The 20,729-nt window shown below is 43.9% G+C and carries 15 protein-coding genes; 4 read left to right on the top strand and 11 right to left on the bottom strand.

Features of this window, described 5'->3' with window-relative positions; genetic code table 11:
- Window positions 1–287: 287 nt before the first annotated feature.
- From I2H39_RS06755 to I2H39_RS06745, 3 genes are all read right to left on the bottom strand, one after another.
- Window positions 288–2,009, bottom strand: coding sequence for an ABC transporter ATP-binding protein (locus I2H39_RS06755; RefSeq protein ID WP_118077278.1), 1,722 nt, complete (start codon window positions 2,007–2,009; stop codon window positions 288–290).
- A complete protein-coding gene (locus tag I2H39_RS06750) occupies window positions 2,006–3,751 on the bottom strand; it encodes an ABC transporter ATP-binding protein (RefSeq protein ID WP_092364890.1) in 1,746 nt (581 codons plus the stop codon). Before I2H39_RS06750 ends, I2H39_RS06755 begins: the two co-directional genes overlap by 4 nt.
- 178 nt (window positions 3,752–3,929) lie before the next feature.
- Window positions 3,930–4,370 carry a DNA starvation/stationary phase protection protein gene (locus I2H39_RS06745; RefSeq protein ID WP_082082497.1) on the bottom strand — a complete coding sequence of 147 codons (441 nt, stop codon included), beginning with the start codon at window positions 4,368–4,370 and terminating at the stop codon, window positions 3,930–3,932.
- A 430-nt stretch (window positions 4,371–4,800) separates the two neighbouring features.
- Between I2H39_RS06745 and I2H39_RS29620 the strand changes: the two genes are divergently transcribed.
- The 3 genes from I2H39_RS29620 to I2H39_RS06730 all read left to right on the top strand — a co-directional run bounded on the left by I2H39_RS29620 (window position 4,801) and on the right by I2H39_RS06730 (window position 8,981).
- Entirely contained in the window at window positions 4,801–5,091 is a 291-nt protein-coding gene (locus I2H39_RS29620) for a hypothetical protein (protein WP_319638389.1), read from the top strand.
- A 394-nt stretch (window positions 5,092–5,485) separates the two neighbouring features.
- Window positions 5,486–6,460, top strand: a complete 975-nt coding sequence (bsh, locus tag I2H39_RS06735; protein WP_092364887.1) for a choloylglycine hydrolase — start codon at window positions 5,486–5,488, stop codon at window positions 6,458–6,460.
- Window positions 6,461–7,223: 763 nt separating this feature from the next.
- On the top strand, window positions 7,224–8,981 hold the full coding sequence (locus I2H39_RS06730; protein ID WP_117634109.1) for a S8 family peptidase: 1,758 nt from the start codon (window positions 7,224–7,226) through the stop codon (window positions 8,979–8,981).
- 229 nt (window positions 8,982–9,210) lie between these two features.
- Here I2H39_RS06730 and I2H39_RS06725 read toward each other — a convergent pair whose 3' ends face one another.
- The 8 genes from I2H39_RS06725 to I2H39_RS06690 form a co-directional block, all read right to left on the bottom strand.
- Window positions 9,211–9,600 (bottom strand): hypothetical protein, encoded by a 390-nt coding sequence (locus I2H39_RS06725; protein ID WP_092364881.1) that lies wholly within the window; start codon window positions 9,598–9,600, stop codon window positions 9,211–9,213.
- A 1,398-nt stretch (window positions 9,601–10,998) separates the two neighbouring features.
- Window positions 10,999–12,147, bottom strand: a complete 1,149-nt coding sequence (locus I2H39_RS06720) for an ABC transporter substrate-binding protein (RefSeq protein ID WP_117634108.1) — start codon at window positions 12,145–12,147, stop codon at window positions 10,999–11,001.
- 47 nt (window positions 12,148–12,194) lie between these two features.
- A complete protein-coding gene (locus tag I2H39_RS06715) occupies window positions 12,195–13,211 on the bottom strand; it encodes an ABC transporter permease (RefSeq protein ID WP_117634107.1) in 1,017 nt (338 codons plus the stop codon).
- Window positions 13,212–13,227: 16 nt separating this feature from the next.
- The gene (locus I2H39_RS06710) at window positions 13,228–14,721 is read right to left on the bottom strand and encodes a sugar ABC transporter ATP-binding protein (protein ID WP_112482572.1); all 1,494 of its coding nucleotides are present in this window, start codon (window positions 14,719–14,721) and stop codon (window positions 13,228–13,230) included.
- Window positions 14,722–14,771: 50 nt separating this feature from the next.
- A complete protein-coding gene (locus I2H39_RS06705; protein ID WP_117634106.1) occupies window positions 14,772–15,221 on the bottom strand; it encodes an RbsD/FucU domain-containing protein in 450 nt (149 codons plus the stop codon).
- Complete coding sequence (locus tag I2H39_RS06700) at window positions 15,215–15,919, bottom strand: class II aldolase/adducin family protein (RefSeq protein WP_117634105.1); 705 nt, start codon at window positions 15,917–15,919, stop codon at window positions 15,215–15,217. The genes I2H39_RS06705 and I2H39_RS06700 overlap by 7 nt, the downstream gene beginning before the upstream one ends.
- A 37-nt stretch (window positions 15,920–15,956) precedes the next feature.
- Window positions 15,957–17,426, bottom strand: coding sequence for a rhamnulokinase family protein (locus I2H39_RS06695; protein ID WP_117634104.1), 1,470 nt, complete (start codon window positions 17,424–17,426; stop codon window positions 15,957–15,959).
- Between the two features lie 12 nt (window positions 17,427–17,438).
- Window positions 17,439–19,232 carry an L-fucose isomerase gene (locus I2H39_RS06690; protein WP_117634103.1) on the bottom strand — a complete coding sequence of 598 codons (1,794 nt, stop codon included), beginning with the start codon at window positions 19,230–19,232 and terminating at the stop codon, window positions 17,439–17,441.
- A gap of 212 nt (window positions 19,233–19,444) precedes the next feature.
- Here I2H39_RS06690 and I2H39_RS06685 point away from each other — a divergent pair, with 212 nt between their 5' ends.
- Complete coding sequence (locus I2H39_RS06685; protein ID WP_117634102.1) at window positions 19,445–20,296, top strand: AraC family transcriptional regulator; 852 nt, start codon at window positions 19,445–19,447, stop codon at window positions 20,294–20,296.
- The last annotated feature ends 433 nt before the right edge of the window (window positions 20,297–20,729 follow it).

Below are 20,729 nucleotides of genomic sequence, written 5' to 3'. Positions count from 1 at the left end.
ACCGTATCTTCTCTACTCGCTCCTCCTACAAAGGTTGCATCAAATTTCTTGGTATTATGACAATGCCTCTGTTTCCATAAAATGTTTCACTGAGTAACCCGATAAACATACAAAATCTTTTATTTTCCCCGCTAACCATCCGCATGTAAACCGGAGTACTGAGGAACATGAGAATTTTAACGGACAGCACCCTGTTTAGAAAACCATTCACTATGCAGATGGTATCCACAACGAACTAAATACTAATAAGCGCCGTGTTCAAAAACAGTCACCCTGTCCCCTTTACGCTAATATTGGAATTCTTCCGTCAGTTTTGCTTTCTCCACCAAATTGTTATAGGTTGGAGAAGTTTTGAGCAGTTCAAGATGAGTACCGGACGCTTCCACTCTCCCGCAGTTGATCACCACGATTTTATCTGCATTTTCAACGGATTTGAGACGGTGGGAAATAATGATAACAGTCTTATCCAGAATGAGGCGGTTCAAACTGTCCTGGATCTTTTTTTCGTTTTCCACATCCAAAGAGGCTGCAATTTCATCCAGAATGATAATAGGTGAATCTTTCAAAAAGGCTCTGGCGATGGATAACCGTTGACGTTCTCCTCCGGAGAGTGTTGCTCCGTTTTCTCCGATCATCGTTTTGTACCCCTCCGGAAGCCTCCGGATAAATTCTTCGCAGTTGGCCAATCGTGCCGCCCGGATGACTTCCTCGTCTGTGGCCGTCTTTTTCCCAATGCGGATATTTTCCAGAACAGATGTATTAAACAACGTTACATCCTGAAACACGATGGATAACTTTTCAAACAAGGATTTTGTAGAGAGCTCTTTGATATCCAGCCCGCCAATCCGGATGCTTCCGCCGTCATGATCATAAAGTCTTGACATCAGACGCAGGATACTGGTTTTCCCGCAACCGGACACACCCACTAAGGCAGTCACTTCGTTTTGCTTCGCGGTGAAACTGACGTTCTTGAGCACTTCTGTATCCTTATCGTAAGAAAAAGACACCTTATCAAATTCAATATCATAACTTGAGATTGTCTGATCCTTGCCCTGCTGTATCTTTGTCTCCCGAATCTCCCGGATACGCTTGACCATGGAATCCAGATAATACAACTCTTCCACATTCATATTGACCGACTCTACACTCTCCCTCACCTTAATGGAGGCCAGTACATATCCCAAAAAGTACAGGATATCGATCTCTCCTGTATGCAGCATTTGAACACCGGTCAGGATTACAATCACAAAGGCAAATTGCAGAATGACATTCGAACACAACATAGGAAAGCCCGCTGAAATCTCTGCACGAAGATGGATTTTCTCACTTTCTTCCATCTTTTGATAAAGAGTCTGCCGAATCTTCTGAGTCAAGCCAAAACTCTTGATTTCCTGCTGATTTTCAATGGCCTCCTGAAAACTCTCAGAATTGTCCCGGAGCTTTTGATAATGTTTGAATGACTCCCGAATCTGAAGGTTTTTCGACAATAAAAGAAGCCCGAATCCAAGCAGAATCGGTAGAATGATAGCAAGCCCCAATTTAACATTGCCAAGGAGCAGCAGAACCGAAAGCAACGGAAAAAAGAACAGGAATCCCACCGCCTTTGCCATAGCGTGGCTCATAGCATGCTCAATAGCTGCCACATCCGCCATGATGGTTTGCGCCAGATCCGAAAGGTCATGCCTGGAAAAGTAAGATAAAGGCAACTTGGTCAGAACATCTGCAATCTCCGTGCGAAGATTCGCGCTCTCCTGGTAAGTGGTGTTATACAGTGCATCATATTCAATTCGGAGCAGAATCCACATCGCGGCCAGAACCAGAACGGATCCCCACAAATACAGCCCCATTTCCTTGACATTGTTCAACAGCAACTCATCCACCAGGAGAAGCAGCAGCATTGCGGGGAAAAAGTTGATCACATAGACAAAGAAGGAGGCCGCGCTCGCCTTTTGCAAATCTTTGGCCCCCTTGTCGGTCAGGGCAAAATGCTTTTTAAACAGTTCTCTCATCTCACAACCCTCCATTCATTTGCCTGTTCATAGAGCGTTTGATATTTTCTGTACTTGGTATCGGTCGCCATCAACGCCGCGTCCGTTCCTCGCTCTGCTATTTTCCCGTCCTCCAAAACCAGAATTTCATCCACATTTCGAATGCTGGACAGCCGGTGTGCAATCATAATGACAGTCTTCCCCTTCATTAAGTGGGCAAACGCCTTTTGCAGCTCATGCTCATTCTCCGGGTCGATTGCCGCGCTGGCCTCGTCAAGGATCACGATCTTCGCATTCTTTAGCATTGCCCGTGCGATTGCGATCCGCTGCTTCTCACCGCCCGACAGGTATACGCCTTTGGAGCCAATCACCGTATTTTCCCGATCTTTGAACTTATTCAGAATGCTGTCACAACCTGCCTGATGCAGCGCTTCCATGACCTCCGTTCTTTGAGCGCCTGGGTTCGCCAGACGGACATTCTCGTAAATACTGATGTGAAACAAACGGACATTCTGGAACACAAAGGCGATATTGCGGATTAAGGCGTCCTCTGTATAGGCTTCGATGGGCTCTCCCCCAATCTTGACCTCTCCTCCATCCACTTTGTAAAAACCAGAAATCAATTTGGCAATCGTGGACTTTCCTCCTCCAGAAGATCCCACCAGAGCATAACTCCGGCCTTCTTTCAGAGTGAAGCTAACATCCTCCAACACCATCTGGTCTGTATACCCAAAGCATACCCGTTCAAATTCAATGTCATAGTTTTTGAATGTGCTCTTGTTTCCAAATGTAAGCCGATCCTTTTGCATATCCGAAAACACTTGCTCCAGTTTCTCAACCGCCGAAGTTCCCATGAATGCATACATACCTACATACATCACTTTCATAAAGGCGGTAAACAGTACTCCACCCAGGAATAATGTCATAATGAGTTCCACCGCCAACACGGCAGGGTCTTGAATCCGATTCAGCGTTAAGGCTGTCACTGAAACGAGTATGGCAATAGAGCCAAATAGGATCATCTGGAATAACACATATGGCCTGCGGCAACTCATAGAATAGTTCAAGGCATGTCGTGCATAATCCGTGATTGCCCGATGCAGCGTCTTGAAAGATGTAGCGTCTATGCCAAAAATCTTGAGCACCTGTATCCCGCGTATGTACTCCACGGCCTCGCTGCTCATTGTCTCCAGCGCCTTTTGGTAGATTTCCATAAACTTCTTTTCCCCGGTCATCAGGACAAGGAGCACGCCACTCAGCATGAACAGAACCAATAGAACAATGCCTACCCTCAGACTGATCAAAAAGCCCACCACAAGCGCCAAAAGCGGTGTCAGAATTGCTCCGACATTGTCAGGAATCAGATGGGCTACAATAGAATGAGTTTGGGCTGCGTTGTCATCAATGAGTTTACGTGTCTTTCCCGATGAGTTCAGATCAAAGTAGCGGAAGCTGGCATTGGTCAGGCCGTCAATTCCACGCTTGCGCAAGTTGGTCTCCAGTCGGAAGCCCAACATATGCGTTAAAAGCACGGCTGCAAAATACAAGAGCGAACCGCCAATCAACAGCCCCGCAATCAGGAACACATTATATTGAGCATGCCCCATATCTTCGTCTACCACCAATCGTTTCAAAAACTCATAGAGGTAGTAATAAGCGCCTACATTGAACAATGTGGATACCACCGTCAGGCCGATTGCAAAATAGGCCAAAGGTCGCTGCTTTGGTACATAATATAGCAGTTTTTTGTATACCCCAAACATAGATACTCTCCTTTCTAGATGGATGCTGAAATCAATGTTAGTTAAGGATAACTCACGTATAATATTATCTCATTTATTTTTAAAGAAAAAAAAGAACTAGATGCAAGATTCAATCATTGACAATCAAATAGAGAACTATTCACGTTCTACGATAGTTCTCTATTTGAACATTTGCTTATTACTTCAACATAGATTGAATGAACCAAATTGTTTTGTTGTAATTTGCCACATCGTCTTCCATGTGGGCAACCACATCAAATTGATTCTCCTTGTCGGCCTGCTCACGAATGAAAGAAGCCTGGGTTCTGAGAGATTCCATATCTTTCAGAACCGTCTGCATCGCACTCTTGACATCCAACTCGACACTTTCCAACTCTGGAATTGTGGCAACTGACAAGTAACCCTTCATACTTGCCAAAGGGGCTTCTCCGTTCATTTTTAAAAGTTCTGCGATAGCATCGAGCACATCTGCAAGGGCATCATACAAGGTTTCCAGATATTCATGTGCCGCTTTAAACTGGCTCCCTACTACATTCCAATGAAGATTGTGTAATTTGATGTATGAGACACCAATGTTTGCAAGATATGCATTCACCTGAGTTGCAAGTTCTTTTTTCAAAATAACAGCCTCCTTTGATTTGAAATACATGGTTAGTCTAACTGCTCTTATGAAGTTAGTATAAACTAACCAAAAGAAAATGTCAATTCATTTTCCTATTCACGCTATTTACCCTATTATCCATATTGGGGCAAGTTTTTCACCTTTTATTCGCTAAAATAATTTTATAGAATGGGCCACAGTAGGAACGGTCAGGAAAGGTGAACGTCCCCAATCCAAAATAGCAGCGTTACCTTGATTCATACCGCTATCCATCACTTTCCCCGTCCACACTTTCGTACTCGTGAAACTGCTATCGAAAATGTAAAAAAGATGATTTATTGTGACAATCCTGCCTTCTGTGGTATCATGTATGCCTGCCTTTTCTATAGAAATTTATGTTTGACCAAAGTTGAGCAATTGAAAAATTATCCTTTATGAAGAGGCAATTATGTCATTTGACTATAAAAAAGAGTATAAATATTTTTATATACTGCAGAACAAATCATCTATCGTAACGGTTGCGAAAATAAACTGTATGGCTGTGAGGGGCAAAGATAATCTCAGCGATGAAAACGGTGAGTGTGTAGCATCCCGCAGTTTGCTGTGCGATATTGCATTTACCATTGTTCTTCCCCTTGATGGATTTTGGTTTCAGAACGCCATTACCAGAATTGACTATGCCCACAAGGGTAATTTTGAATTTATTTTATTTTTATCATTTGTTTGCCTGATTTCGTAACAAAGGCGGATTTTGATTGGGAGATTGAAGAAACAGCTTAGAAGAACAAACAAGATCTTACAAAGATTGAGTTTTTACCTATGACGAGGGTTAGTGTGTGTAATGTATTCACCTCAGTTCTTATGATGATGAATCCGAAACCATTTCCGCTAAGCTTGAATATACCGGGAAATATGATTATACTATTGACATTACGGATACTCTATCACCATGAGATTGATTTGTCCAATCCTCGCAAGCTAGCAACCGTGAAACTAAAAACCGTGGGGCACTATTCGATAAAACGAGTTAAACAATTTCCAATTCAGTGAGGCAAACAAGTCAGGATTTGCGATAATTAGGCATACGAATCTTATGATGAAATATTATGTAACGCAATGAAGGAGGAAGAATTATGTGTACAGCAGCAACTTATAAAACAAAAGATTTCTATTTTGGACGGACACTAGATTACGAAATCTCCTACGGTGAGACTGTTACAGTCACACCAAGAAATTTCAAATTGATGTTTCGAAGTGTGGCAACAATGGAGCATCATTTTGCCTTTATAGGAATGGCTCATATAACAGAAAATTATCCACTGTATTACGATGCTGTAAACGAAAAGGGTCTGTGTATTGCCGGTCTAAATTTTGTGGAAAATGCACATTATTGTGAAAAAGAAAAAGGTAAGGACAACATTGCCCAATGGGAATTTATTCCTTGGATCATGGGTCAGTGTACAACGGTGAATGAGGCGAGAAAACTGCTTGACAGAATCAACTTCTTGGCTGAACCGTTTAGTCCACATTTTCCTATAGCACAGCTCCATTGGATCATTTCGGATAAAAACAGCTCCATTACGGTAGAAAGTGTTAAGGACGGTATCTTTGTTTATGATAATCCTGTAGGTGTTCTCACCAATAATCCGCCTTTTCCGGTTCAAATTTTCAACTTGAACAACTATATGGGATTATCCATCGACACCCCTAAAAATTGTTTTTCCGAACATCTCAGTCTAAATGCATACAGCAGGGGCATGGGCGCTATCGGGCTCCCCGGAGACTTGTCATCTATGTCAAGATTTGTACGTGTGGCTTTTACAAAAATGAATTCACTATCCGAGAATGATGAAAAATCAAGCGTAAGCCAATTTTTCCATATATTAGGCTCCGTTGAACAGCAAAGAGGATGTTGCCGTTTGGCTAACGAGAAATATGAAATTTCCATTTACACTTCTTGCTGCAATGCCGACAAGGGTATTTACTACTATAAAACTTATGATCATCACAGCATTGTTGGTGTAGATATGAATCGGGAGGAGCTTAACGGTGAGGCACTCATTAGCTATAAGCTTATGACGGACAAAGCGTTGGAAATGCAAAATTGATAGATTCCAGTTTATCGAGAAGAGAGCAAAGCCCGCAAACAAGTGATAGGAAAGGTTAAGCGCCACTTTCTCTTCAAGCTTGCCTTCTGATTTGATTCTATAAAATCAGAAGGCAAGAACCAGCACTTATCTGAGAGTACTGCGACTCAGACAGATATGGGCGGAAAGAAACATTTGTTATTCTAAAAACGAGAACACAAACTGAATAATATACAGAAAAGGGGCTTTCAAAAAGCGATGAAAGAATGCCTCTTATCGGTAACATCATTAGGCCTTAAAAGACTGATAAAACGGTATAAGTAACCTTGTTTTGCCAGTCTTTCTATTTTGTTCCGTGAGAGGAGGAATGCAAAAATACCTCATGAAATGGATTTATCAACAGATACCTCTAAAAAGGCGTATTTTGACGCAAAACTACATCAGATTTTAAGTTTATGACACCATGCGAAACAGGTGGTTTTTTGTTTCGCGCATCCCCATTCCTCACTTCAGAAACTCCAACGAGAACTTGAAGTATGATGGATAAGAATCCCCCACTGTAATCCATAAGTTGTACTACAGAAAATAAGTCTTTAATTAGCAGTAGAAATATTGGCTATTAGATGGATCTCTGCGGCAAAAGAAACACTGGAGGCCATTGGGCAGTAATGCCAGATGGCAGTTTGCAGGTAAACTCTATTACTTGTTCGCTCATATTGTTAACTTATGAAAGGTTTTTTAAATTCAGCATATACTATTATCAAATACCTGAATGAGGTACATCATGGCAAGTTGTCCTTTTAACTCGGCTTCAGAGACCATCGCTGACTTTATTTACCGTCACGGGAGTCAGCAGCAATTTCCTGTCGATTCTGAAAATAATTTCTGCATGGATTTTGTAAGTACTGATTTTAGTATTATATACACTCCGCTAGATACTGTAAAGCCCCTCTCACTGAGCAAGTTTACCTATTACAGTATCCCTGGTCTGTACACACTTTTAGACAGTACCAGCATAGATGCTTCCGGTATTATGGCAACCCACGCATCGCCTGCCCTGAGCAATCGAGGACGAGGCGTTATAATCGGCATCATAGATACGGGAATTGACTATACCAATCCCCTTTTTCGCAATTCAGATGGTACCACTAGAATTATCAGTATTTGGGATCAGAGTCTTCCAAATAATAAAAGCACTCTTCCTGCCGGCGTACCTAATCGCTATCATACCAGCGGGGCAATCTACGGCACGGAATATATTCAGAAACAAATTAACGAGGCATTGGAATCTGATTTTCCTCTTACCGTGGTGCCTTCTACTGATACCAACGGACACGGAACTTTTTTGGCAGGTATTGCCGCCGGAGGAACCCTGCCCCAGCAGGTTTTTACTGGAGCTGCCCCAGAATGCGAACTAATAATCGTCAAATTAAAACCAGCCAAGCAATATTTGCGTGATTTTTACCTTATCAGTAGTGACGCTGATGCTTATCAAGAAAATGATATTATGATGGGCATTAAGTACCTGCGTGTGGAGGCAATTAGACATAGAAAACCTCTGGTCATTCTATTGGGAATCGGGTCTAACCTGGGTAGTCATGAGGGAACATCTCCGCTTAACATGATGATTCAGGATATTAGCAGAAATCTGGGAATGTCCACAGTAATGGCAGCAGGCAATGAAACTGGCCGAGGTCATCACTACATGGGCTCTATACCTACGAGTGAATCGTCCATTGACGTGGAAATCCGAGTTGGAAATCTGGAATCTCAGCGAGGATTTGTAGCTGAACTCTGGGCTGGTACCGCTGATACATATTCCGTAGGATTTATCTCACCCAGTGGTGAATCCATAATCCGTATTCCTATTATAGGCAGAAACGAAACTTCTATCCATTTCCTTTTAGAACCTACGGTCATTACGGTTAATTATCAATTAATTGAGACGGGGGCCGGTAAACAGCTTGTTTTTATGCGTTTTGAAGCCCCTACGAAGGGAATTTGGAAAATACGCGTATATAGTACCCAGTCTCTAACAGGACAATTTAATATGTGGCTTCCAGCCCATAACCTAATTTCTGACGAAACCACGTTTCTGTCCCCCAACCCTTATACTACCTTAACTCTACCAGGAGATTCTCCCTCTCCAATCACAGTAGGCGCCTACAATCATTCTAATAACAGCATCTACATTCATTCCAGCCGTGGGTACACAATAGGTGGATTAATTAAACCAGATTTAGCGGCTCCCGGAGTTAATGTGAACGGACCAGATATTGGATATAGAAACGGAACCTCTATCCCCATGACTACCAGAACAGGAACCTCGGTCGCTGCTGCCCATGTTGCTGGGGCAGTCGCTAATCTTTTAAGCTGGGGTATTGTAGAAAGACATAACACAACAATGAGCGAAGCATCTGTTAAAGCTTTTTTAATACGAGGAGCAAAACGAAATCCAGCCCTATCATATCCCAACAGGGAATGGGGATATGGGGCTCTGGATTTATATGAAACATTTTTACGGTTAAGAGAAGTAAGGTGAGTCCTTTTATTAAATGGAATGATTGGACACTAGGGGAAACGAGCATAACCTTTAAGGAAGTCAACCCTCTCATGTTTGATTGACTTCCTTGTATTCCCATCCTAGAGTGTATTTGAAAATCATCCCCCTCCAAAAACAACCGATTGTAGACACCGAATACACCTTCCACATTTTCATCACATTTATGATGTAAGACAGGCTACAAGCGATCATTCAGAGTTAGCATCCATTACTCCTTTGTAACAGAAACTATAGTTCCTGTAAATGCTTCTACTTGTTCCAGATTTCCTGTATAAACTACCGAAACCATGTCTCCGTCCTTAACCGCAGACAGTCCCTCTGGTTTTTTACTTTCAAAAGTAAGTGCATATTCTACTCCATCCTTATCAGTAATAACAAACATAAAATCCTTAATATCGCTAATTTCTCCTGTTATTACAGACTCTTCCTCTGTCATGGCATCACTACCAGATGGTTGAACAGCGGATGTATCTTCCGGGCTCTGAGAATTAATCATCTGTGATGGTTCGATAGAAGGAGTTACACTTCCCTGCCCTGAACACCCTGTAGCTAGCATTAAGGTTGCACAAATTGTGAAAAATACATTTCTTTTTTTCATAGTCTACGACCTCCCTTTTGAGTTTCATACTATTAGACGAAATATATATTTAAAAAGTTGCAACCTTTTTGTTTTGAATTGAAAACTATAAAATTAATAAATTAAAAATCATTACTGAATTAGGTCGTTTGGAAGGCGTTACAAATATCTCCAAAATGGAGCCGTTGCAGATAAATTGAATCCTGCCAATTATGAGGTATCATTTGGCTATGGTTTCCGCAAAATTATTGAAAACATTTATTTAAACATACCAAAGCATACTACATGTGCAATTGTAGCCCCGTCAGGAGTCGGAAAACAACACTATGCAATCTATTCGCACGTTTCTGAGATGTTCAAGAAGATTCTATTTGCATTGGTAGACAAAGTGTGAAAAATTATACTGCTGACAGTGTGCTTGACTGTATTAATATGGTCTTTCATAAGATTTATCTATTCAATGACACAATCAAAAATAATATTAAATTCGATATGCCCAAAGCAACACTTGATGAAGTAATGGAAGCAGCAAAAAAGCTTGCTGCTATGATTTCATTATGTCTTTGCCTGATGAATATCAGACCGTGATTGGAGAAAGTGAAGCTACATTATCTTGCGGTAAAAATAGAGACTTTCTATTGCCCAGGCAATTTAAAAAAATGAACCCATCGTCATTTTTGATGAAGATACTTCCAGTGTTGACTTGATCAAATCATTGTAATTTATAATGGGCAAGTCAGACAAAAGGGCACTCACAAACGGCTTAGACAAGAGGATGGTATTTACAAGAATTTCCTTAAATTTCGTGTGGAAGCAAGCGGTTGGCAATTATAAAAATTTCCTTTGCACTTTTCTTATAAAAATTAATCAATGAAAAATTCTATGCTACGTATACAGGAATATCGGTTCATTGATTCTGCATTATCAGCGTACTGTCAGCAAAAATACTTACGCCAATCCTCTTTATGAGATTTCCAGTTTCTATTGCTGTAAGTAGAAAAAGTTTATTTGTTAACAGCTCAAAATTGAAACAGACTCCAGTTGACAACTATAATGTAAATTTCCGCCTATTTGAACTTGGCCCTATCGAATTAAGATAATTATTAAAAATTGAGAAGGCAATAATAATCCGATAGTATCCCTGCTCTCTCTTTTTGTTTTATTGTATTTTTCATCCACATTGTTGATTCATGTTTTTTAGCAAATCTGATTTCTCCGCAATCTGCTCAAGACATTTCATTTCCTTGTTTGATAGCTTACTATAACCCTATCTATTCTATCTTTAGCTCTAATAAAACGTTTCTTCACATAGGACGATTATCTGAAAAATTCGAACACTTAGAATACCGCTATATACCAAACGGTACAGCCAGCCGTCTAATCAATTTATGATTAAACAGCTGGCTAATACAATTTTACTTATTTATAGAGACACGGAGCTACTTCCGCTGAATCCATGTTAGTGCTGTCATACCACAGTGCACCAGTATCAACATCCTCTACCGGTTCTCCTTTGGCTGCCTTGGCTGCCAGGGTAACCGCCTGATATCCAATCTGTACCGGATTCTGCGTGATGGAACCTGCTAAGACACCACTCTTGATAGCATCAAGCTGGATGGCGCCTGAGTCAAATCCAACGCCGATTACTTTATCTACCCCCAGCACCTGAAGACTCTCATTAGCTGTCACCAGATTCTTGGCTGTAAATTCGTTGGACGCATAAATGGCAATCAGATCATTTTTATTCAACAGGGTATTGGCCACAGTCACACAAGCCGCATCATCCACAGTTGCCGGAATGCCTACATCGATAATCACCTTTGCTCCGTCAACTGCCTTATTATATTTATCATGGCCTACTACCATGCATTTATCCTCGCCAACCACGGTACGCATTTTGTCTATGAAACCGCCCGTCCGTTCTCCTATAGACTGGGATGTCGCATCTTGGGAGACAACGCCGATTCTGACCTCTTCTGCTGGATCTGTTACCTTATCCTTAATCATTTCATACAATTTCTCCGCGGCCAGACCGCCCGCTACATAGTTATCCGTAGCAGCATTAGCCACAATGGAACCTACAGGGGCATCCGGCACACCGGAATCAAACCCTACAATCGGAATATTTGCTGCCTGAGCATTGGAAATTGCATCCAGGGACGCCTGTGTATCCAAAGCCGCCAGGCAGATGGCGCTTGGAGCCTTGTTGACCGCATTATTTAACTGCTCAATCTGCTCAGCGACTGCACTCTCACTGGCTGGCCCTACAAAATTGGTGGACTTAAGCCCCAAATCCTTTGCAGCCTGCTCTGATCCCATCTTTACCGCTTTCCAAAAATCATGCTGGAAGCCTTTTGCCACAATCTCAACCGTGACATCACTGTAGTCCACAGCCCCATCTGCCTTGGCTGCCTCCGTATCCCCTGCCGTTGTGTCTTTTACCTCTGTCTCCGGAGCGGCCGCTGCTGCAGCTGTCGTGGCAGGCGCGCTGGCTCCACTGGAGCAGCCCATTACCATCGTGGAAACTATTGCTGCGCAGATGACTGTACTTAATAATCTTATCTTCATGAATAAACCTCCTTTTATTATCCCACTTTGCGGGTTATTAGTGTGTATCAATCCTTCCCCTGTTTCCTTCTATTCAAAACATCTACAAATACGGCTATGATCAACACAAATCCAGTAATCAGCAGCTGATAATGTGGCTGTACTCCCACAAAGGGAAGGCCTGTCTTCAAAACGGACATAATAAAAACACCGATTAAAGTCCCCGATATGGAACCCACGCCACCTGCCAGGGATGTTCCGCCGATTACAACTCCGGCGATTGCATCCAGTTCAAATCCATTTCCGGTTCCAGGCATGAGTGTGGAGTATACAGCTGCATAAGACACACCTGCCAGCCCGGCAAACAGACCGCTTATGACATAAGCCAAAGTCTCCCACTTTACCACATTTACACCGGAAAGCCGGGTCGCCTCCTTATTACTCCCAAGAGACAGTATATAGCGTCCCGGACGCGCCTTGTTGAGAAGGATTGCCATCAGGATTGCAAGTATAATCAGCAGTATGAATCCCGTGGGGATACCTGCCTGCGGAAGCCCTGCCCCTTTTAATTTAAAAATACCTCTGAATGAGCCGCCCGGCGCCGAAGCCTGCGGAAAGGTCACGGTTGCCGTATTTGTCACAATCGAACCCAGGCCTCTGGTAATCATCATAGTTCCCAGTGTGGCAATAAAGGCCGGAAGCCTCATGACAGATACCATAAGTCCATTGGCAAGTCCGAACAGGCCTCCCATCAATATGGCCAGGATAACGCACAGCGGCATAGGCAGTCCCAGTTTTGTATACAGCGTTCCTGAAATCAAGGAACAGCAGATACAGACCGTACCAATGGATAAGTCGATTCCTCCGGTGATGATTACAAATGTTACACCTATGGCCATAAAACCAATATAATAGGACGAATCAAAAATGCTGACCAGTGTGCTGTATTTTGCAAAATTGTCCCCGAAAATCCAGAAGAACATGAATAATACAATCAGCGCAATGACTGCCACCAATTTCTGAGTACCGATGGCTTTGAACAATCCATTCGGCTCCTTTTTTACCTGATTCCCATTATTTGACATGTCTTTAACCTCCCATTTAATCTCTCAGTGTAGCGGCATGCATGATTTTTTCCTGGGTAGCTTCTTCTATGCTAATTTCTCCTGTTTTACGGCCCTCACACATAATCAGGATACGGTCACTCATTCGCAGCACTTCCGTCAGTTCAGAGGATATCATGATAATGGACTTCCCCTGCTTTACAAGATTATTCATCAATGTATAAATCTCGCTTTTTGCTCCTACATCGATACCCCTTGTGGGTTCGTCAAATATCAGGATGTCGCAGTTTCTGGTAAGCCATTTTGCAATGACCACTTTCTGTTGGTTACCTCCCGACAGGTTGCGCACCTGCTGTTCTACGGATGGTGTCTTGGTCTTTAATGCCTCCACATATTGTTCCGCGGTTTCTTTTTCCGCTTTCTTATCAATAAACAGGCCTTTGCAGAATGCTTTCAGAGAAGCCATTGTCGTATTCTCGGCTACCGTTTTCTCAATGATCACACCATAGCGCTTGCGGTCCTCCGACAGATATCCAATCCCGGCGTCAACCGCGTCCTGTGGGTTCTTGATATCCACCCGTTTTCCATTCACATAAATATCACCGCTGTCTCTCCTGTCAGCACCAAAGATAGCCCTGGCTGTCTCCGTCCTTCCGGCTCCCATGAGTCCTGAAAAACCCAGGATTTCTCCTTTGCGAAGTTCAAAGCTTACATCTTTTACTGTTTTCCCAACATTCAGGTGTTCAACCTTCAGCACCACCGGGGCATCCGGCTTTACATTGCTGAAACTCTTAGGCTCCTCATACACCGTGCGTCCTACCATCATCTGGATGATGTCGTCTTTCGTGGAATCCTTGGTTGTCAGCGTACCCACATATTCCCCGTCCCTCATAACCGTTACCCTGTCAGTAATCTGGTTAATCTCATCCATGCGGTGGGAAATGTATACAATTCCGATATCCTTGGCTCTTAGGTCACGGATGATTTTGAACAGCTCGCTGATTTCTGAATCTGTCAGCGCGGCAGTCGGTTCATCAAATACGATTATCTTGGCATCTGTTGAGATTGCCTTGGCTATCTCACACATCTGCTGGCGCCCCACCGTCAGCCTCCCCATTGTTTCCCTTGGGTCAATCCTGATATTCAGTAATCCGAACAGCTTTTCTGCCTCTTCTACCATCCTGCGGTCATTAATCAGCTTTCCATTCATTTTTTCTTTGCCGATAAAGATATTCTGGGCCACCGTTAAGTGGTTCATCATGTTTAATTCCTGATGCACAATCACAATGCCGGCGTCCTGCGCTTCCCTGGGACTTTTAAACTCCACCTGGCGCCCCTCATACACAATAGTACCGCTGTCTTTGCTGTAGATTCCCGTCAATATCTTCATGAGGGTGGATTTTCCGGCACCATTCTCACCCATCAGTGCATGGACCTCGCCCTTTTTAAGTTCCAGACAGGCATTTTTTAACGCATGCACCCCTACAAAGGACTTATCAATGTCTTTCATGGTCAGAATTACTTCTCCCACATCATCACCTTCCATTTCTTTACTAATTGCACTGTTTTGACGGAACCCATTTACAGGCCCTGGTCGGTAACTACCCCTTTTTGCAGCATGATATTGGCATAAAGCGCTTTCTCGCTGGTGGCGATAATTGCATAAGCTTTCTTTGCCTCCTCGTAGAACGCGAACCGCTCTATATGGCCAATGGCCCTTCTGCCCCTGCTGTCACACGCTTCCACCAATGTCATGTATTGATCCCAGATCGGTGTTTCAACCGTATCCCCGTCCGTTACCGACATCAGGCAGACAGGGTGTTCTGTGTAGGTGTCCAGGGGAAAAAGCGAGAGAATTGCTTCCAGTATCTCCGGCACGCCGTGGCCTTCCATATGTATGACATGGGCATCCCTGCCCATGGACTCTGCCGGGAAATTCCCATCGGCAATCACAATCCGGTCGCTGTGACCCATTTCACATAATATCTTTAACAGTTCAGGAGATAATATATGGGGTATTCCTCTTAGCATCTGTTTTCCCCCTGTTTACTGTATTTTTTATAACCGGGGTGCCTGCCGGTTACCCCATATCCTTTCCTCATTGAGATAAGGCGGTCAATATTTTCCCTGGATATTTCCTGTGCACCTCCCAGCATTCTGGCGTTAAGGCTGATTTTTGCAAAGAGTTCCAGTGTTTCCATGCGGTAATAAGCGGTAATCACATCAGCCCCCACGGTCAAAGCTCCATGATTCTGAAGGAGCATTGCATCATGTTCCCCCAGATAAGGCGCTATGTTATCCGGTACTTCGTAAGTGGAAGGGGTTCCGTAAGGCGTTACCGGAATTGAACCCAGAGCAATTACCGTCTCAATCATAGAGTACTCGTCCAACGGCACATTGGCTACCGCGTATCCGGTGGCCACAGGCGGGTGGGCGTGAAGCACGGAATTTACATCCTCACGCTCTTTATAGCAGCGGAGATGCATCTTAATCTCTGAAGAGGGCCTGTATCCGGGAAGGCCTTCCAACACCTCGCCTTTCCCATCGATACGAACCAGTTTTTCCGGTGTGATGAAACTTTTGCTCATTCCGGTGGGAGTGGCAAGAAAGGTTCTGTCATCCAGCCTGGCGGACACGTTGCCGTCATTGGCTGCCACCCAGCCAAGCTGCCACATCTTATGGCACACATCGCAAATCTGTTCCCTTAGTTCCATATAGCTTAATTCCATAATACCTCCTTATTTTCCAGGTTGCCCCGGCCTTTGGTCATTCCAGCATTTTTTTATATTGTCCGTATACCTGCTCCCATTGAGCTGCATCTTTCGGCTCATAGATATTTACCTTGGCGGAAGCCCCTACGACACTTCTCACCTGAGCCAGATCCCTAAGTTCTCCTGTCGCAAGCAGCTGCATAGACGCGTTACCCAGTACGGTAGCCTCCACCGGTCCGGCAATCACCGGACAATGACACGCATTGGCCGTCATCTGGCAGAGAAGTTCGCTCTGTGTTCCACCACCCACCATATGAATAGCAGGGTACTCTCTTCCGGTACACATCTTAATTTCTTCCAATGCCATGCGGTACTTAAGTGCCAAGCTCTCATTAATGCATCTCACAAGCTCTGCCTCATTCTCAGGTGCCTTTTGCCCGCTTTTACGGCAGTAACGCCGAATTCTTTCAGGAATATTTCCAGCCGGAACAAACTCTGGTGCATCCGGGTCAATCAGAGCTTTAAATGGCTTTGCATCTGCCGCCATTTGCTCCAGATGTCCGAAACTGTATTCCTTTCCCTCACGAATCCACTGTCTCCTGCTTTCCTGGATCAGCCACAACCCGATAATATTCTTGAGGAAGGAAATCTTTCCCTGGCATCCACCTTCATTTGTAATATTCAGCCGTTCTGACAACCCGTTGATAACAGGTTCGTCCAGTTCTGTGCCAAACAGCGACCATGTCCCGCAGCTGATGAAGATGAAATCCTTATCCCTGGCAGGAACAGCCGCAAGCGCACTCTGCGTGTCATGTCCTGCCACAGCAATCACTTCTGCAGGCTCAATCCCCAGTTCCTGGCAAATCCCGTTCTTCATGAGACCAAGCCTTGTTCCGCATGGAACGATACTGCCCAGGATCCTTTTCGGGATACCGAGACTTTCCAACACTTCCTTTGACCACATTTTAGTACGGGCATCCAGCATCTGCGTGGTGGACGCAATGGAGTACTCGCTGACCTGCGCCCCACATAGATAATAATTAAATAAGTCCGGCATCAACAGAAGTCTGGAAGTTCCCTCCAGAAGCCCGGGCCGCTTTTCCAGCAGAGCCAAAAGCTGGAATACCGTGTTAATCTCCATAAATTGGCTGCCCGTAATCTGATAAAAGCGTTCCTTATCCATCTTTCCAAAACTCTTTTCAAGCATCCCTGCGGTCCGCGCATCTCGGTAGTGCACCGGATTTTCTAAAAGATTTCCCTCCTTATCAATCAGGCCGAAATCCACGCCCCAGGTATCCACGCCGATGCTGTCAATCTTTCCATACTTCTTTGCTTTCATCAGTCCCTGCTTCACTTCATAAAACAGCCGCAGGAAATCCCAGTACATGGTTCCGTTTAATATAACCGGATCATTGGGGAAACGATGGATTTCCTGTATAGATATCCGGTTCCCATCAAAGTTTCCCAGCATTACCCTTCCACTGGAAGCACCGAAATCCACTGCCAGTACATTTTTATGGCTCATAGACACACCGCCTTACTTATATAAAGGCCCATAAGCCGCACAGGCACGGAAATCCTGTCCCTCTTTGTCCATTCCAAATGCGTTCCAGGCTGCAGGACGGAATATTTTTTCCTCAGGCACATTGTGCATGCTGACAGGAATCCTTAAGATTGAGCAGAGTGTAATAAGGTCCGCCCCAATATGTCCATAGCTGATTGCACCGTGGTTAGCTCCCCAGTTATTCATCACGTCATACGCGGAGGCAAATGCTCCCCGGCCTGTCACCCTGGGCGCAAACCAGGTGCACGGCCATGTGTAGTCCGTTCTCTTCCATAAGATGTCAGTTACATCGTCCGGCAATTTTACGGTCCAGCCTTCTGCAATCTGCAGCATAGGCCCCAGTCCCTTTACCAGGTTTAAGCGGATCATCGTACATGGCATCTGGGCTTCTGTAACATATCTGGAAGAATAGCCGCCGCCTCTGAAATACCCAAAATCAGCCTCATTCCATGTGGTTGCTTCCAACATTGCCTTCTGATCGTCCGCCGTCACCTCATACCATGGCTTCATGACCGGCTGTCCGTCTTCATCCAGGGCTTTACCCGTGGCATCCAAACAGGCCGCTCCGGAATTGATCAGATGCAGGAAACCGCCTGCTTCCTTTGCGACCCCTTCCAAATCATATCCGGACGCTTTCTTAACAGCCTCCGGGCTCCAGTACGTACGCACATCCGCGAAAATCTGCGCCCTGTTGGTGAGCAGCTTCATGAACAGCATACCCAGCCCATTTAATGTGTCATTTTCAGTAGCCAGTATGTATGGCTCCCTTGCGCCGTTCCAGTCAAAGGAGGAATTCAGCATGGACTCAGCGAAGTCACCATTGGGGTAAAAATCTGTCCACTGTCTCTGTCCCTGGAAGCCTGCGGCAATGGCATTGTGTCCGATCCGCTCTTCCTCCCGCCCCTCTGGCAGATTGGGATTCCCATTCATCAAATCCTTGATGATGCACATCATCTTAACTACGAATTCCCAATCCCTATCCTTCTGTTCCCGGGTCTTCTGAACTTCGGGAGGGTTCTTGTCAAAACCTTCCTTACAATTTGCCTTTGTCCATGCAAGGGCCTTTTCAAACTCTTTTTTATCGTATATTTCCTCACTCATACGGCGGATCAGTTCCACTTCGTCTACGGATTCCACCCGCATCCCGAGATATTCCTCAATAAATGCCGGGTCTATGATGGAACCTCCAATTCCCATGCAGATAGAACCTATCTGGAGATATGACTTTCCCCTCATGGTAGCGGCAGCCACTGCGGCGCGTCCAAAACGGAGAAGTTTTTCTTTTACATCCTCAGATATACTTGTATCATCAGCATCCTGAACATCATGTCCATAGATACCAAAAGCCGGAAGCCCCTTCTGCGCATGGGTAGCCAGTACAGAGGCGAGATATACGGCACCGGGTCTCTCCGTTCCGTTAAATCCCCACACGCCCTTGATTGTATGCGGATCCATGTCCATGGTCTCTGCACCGTAACACCAGCATGGGGTCACAGTCAGGGTAATATCCACTCCGGCTCTGCGGAATTTATCCGCGCAGGCCGCGCTTTCCCCCGCCCGTCCAATGGTGGAATCCGCAATCACTACGTTTACCGGTTCTCCATTGCTGTAAAAAAGATTTTCCCTAAACAGGGCCGCCGCGCTTTTGGCCATGTTCATGGTTTGTTCTTCCAGAGATTCCCTTACTTTCATATATCCCTGTCTTCCGTCTATTGTGGGTCTAATGCCGATAACCGGATAAGACCCAACCAATCTGCTTGCTGCCATAGAGTTTTCCTCCTTTTTAATTTTAGATTGTTATTATTCTAATTTCTTTGCGCTCTTTTTACATAATTGGATTATACTATTGATATTCCCCTATTTGCTGTGATATAATGGCAAAAAATATAATAATATTCATTTTTTTAGTCATTTTATCCATCTATTTACTTTACCGTTCTGTATTTATAGTTATTTTTACACTTTCAGGAGGGCGCAGTATGCACTATTTGGACTATAATGAAAAAAAGCAACATGGGACTCTGGATTTTCCTATCGAATATTATCATGTAGATAAGCACCATCCCCGTTATAACATGCCATTCCACTGTCATAAAGAGTTGGAAATCATCCGGATTTTGGAGGGTATCCTCTATTTAAAGTTAGATGATGAAGAATTTGAAGCTCAAGCAGGGGATATTATTTTTATTAATGAGGGGGTTATTCATGGCGGTTTGCCTCATAATTGCATTTATGAATGTATTGTGTTCGATATCCAGCGTCTCCTCATGCACACAGATACCTGTCGGTTTTATATCCGCCTTATTACAAAGCACCAGATTATCGTACAGAATCATTTTACAAAAAACAATCATTCCTTACATCGAATCGTCAACCATCTTTTCATATCCATGCAGCATAGTGAGCCTGGAAGCGAATTGATAACCATGGGCACTTTATTCGAACTTTTCGGAATCATCTACCAGAAAAGGCTTTATCAGGATAAGGTTGATGATACAAAATCTTCCAGAAAGATGATGCAGCTCAAACCTGTGTTGGAATACATAGACAGTAATTACGGGCAGACCATTACACTGAATGAATTGTCCAGAATCGCCGGGATGTCTCCCAAATATTTCTGCAGCTATTTTCATTCTATCATTCACAGAACCCCCATTGATTACTTGAACTACTATCGTATTGAGCGCGCCTGCAGCGAATTAAGTACCTCTGATTTAACCTTGACAGAAGTAGCCTATAGATGTGGTTTTAGCGATGTATGCTATTTTATCAAAACATTTAAACGGTATAAAGGAATTACACCACACCGGTATTGCATGAATATTAGATAGCCCCCCAAATTGTCCGAAAACTTCTTTTTAAGCATAAGTTAAGCCTCTTTTCCTCCTTGTGTCATTGCAAGCATAATAAACACATATTTTAAAAGAAAAGAGGCTTCTGTCCCCAACATTAACTCCATCATTTTTCCAAATCCCCAAAAAAGGGGAGACTGTCCGAAAACTAAAAATCAGACAGATCGAATCACAAAATATAGTAACAGGTAATATAAACAACAACGAAGTGATGTGGTCTGAAAATTTTAAAAAGGAGTTTTCGGACAGCCTGATTTTTGGGGGTGATGGGGGTATTCTTTCTATATTGTGTCCCACACCAAAGAACGCAACCTCTCCTGTTACCTTCCTCAGTCCTCTTAAGAGGAAGTATGTGGCTCCCATTGATCTTTTTATCGTTCCAAACAGATAATCCGACAAAACACATCTTTTG

This window comes from Clostridium sp. 1001283B150225_161107_B6 (assembly GCF_015556325.1).
In the GTDB taxonomy this organism is placed as follows: Bacteria; Bacillota; Clostridia; order Lachnospirales; family Lachnospiraceae; genus Enterocloster.
This window is presented reverse-complemented; position numbering and strand designations above follow the sequence as displayed.

Coding starts and splice junctions, on each gene's coding strand:
- I2H39_RS06755 (WP_118077278.1), bottom strand. CDS start 2,009: ATGAGAGAACTGTTTAAAAAGCATTTTGCCCTGACCGACAAGGGGGCC.
- I2H39_RS06750 (WP_092364890.1), bottom strand. CDS start 3,751: ATGTTTGGGGTATACAAAAAACTGCTATATTATGTACCAAAGCAGCGA.
- I2H39_RS29620 (WP_319638389.1), top strand. CDS start 4,801: ATGTCATTTGACTATAAAAAAGAGTATAAATATTTTTATATACTGCAG.
- bsh (WP_092364887.1), top strand. CDS start 5,486: ATGTGTACAGCAGCAACTTATAAAACAAAAGATTTCTATTTTGGACGG.
- I2H39_RS06730 (WP_117634109.1), top strand. CDS start 7,224: ATGGCAAGTTGTCCTTTTAACTCGGCTTCAGAGACCATCGCTGACTTT.
- I2H39_RS06725 (WP_092364881.1), bottom strand. CDS start 9,600: ATGAAAAAAAGAAATGTATTTTTCACAATTTGTGCAACCTTAATGCTA.
- I2H39_RS06720 (WP_117634108.1), bottom strand. CDS start 12,147: ATGAAGATAAGATTATTAAGTACAGTCATCTGCGCAGCAATAGTTTCC.
- I2H39_RS06715 (WP_117634107.1), bottom strand. CDS start 13,211: ATGTCAAATAATGGGAATCAGGTAAAAAAGGAGCCGAATGGATTGTTC.
- I2H39_RS06705 (WP_117634106.1), bottom strand. CDS start 15,221: ATGCTAAGAGGAATACCCCATATATTATCTCCTGAACTGTTAAAGATA.
- I2H39_RS06700 (WP_117634105.1), bottom strand. CDS start 15,919: ATGGAATTAAGCTATATGGAACTAAGGGAACAGATTTGCGATGTGTGC.
- I2H39_RS06695 (WP_117634104.1), bottom strand. CDS start 17,426: ATGAGCCATAAAAATGTACTGGCAGTGGATTTCGGTGCTTCCAGTGGA.
- I2H39_RS06690 (WP_117634103.1), bottom strand. CDS start 19,232: ATGGCAGCAAGCAGATTGGTTGGGTCTTATCCGGTTATCGGCATTAGA.
- I2H39_RS06685 (WP_117634102.1), top strand. CDS start 19,445: ATGCACTATTTGGACTATAATGAAAAAAAGCAACATGGGACTCTGGAT.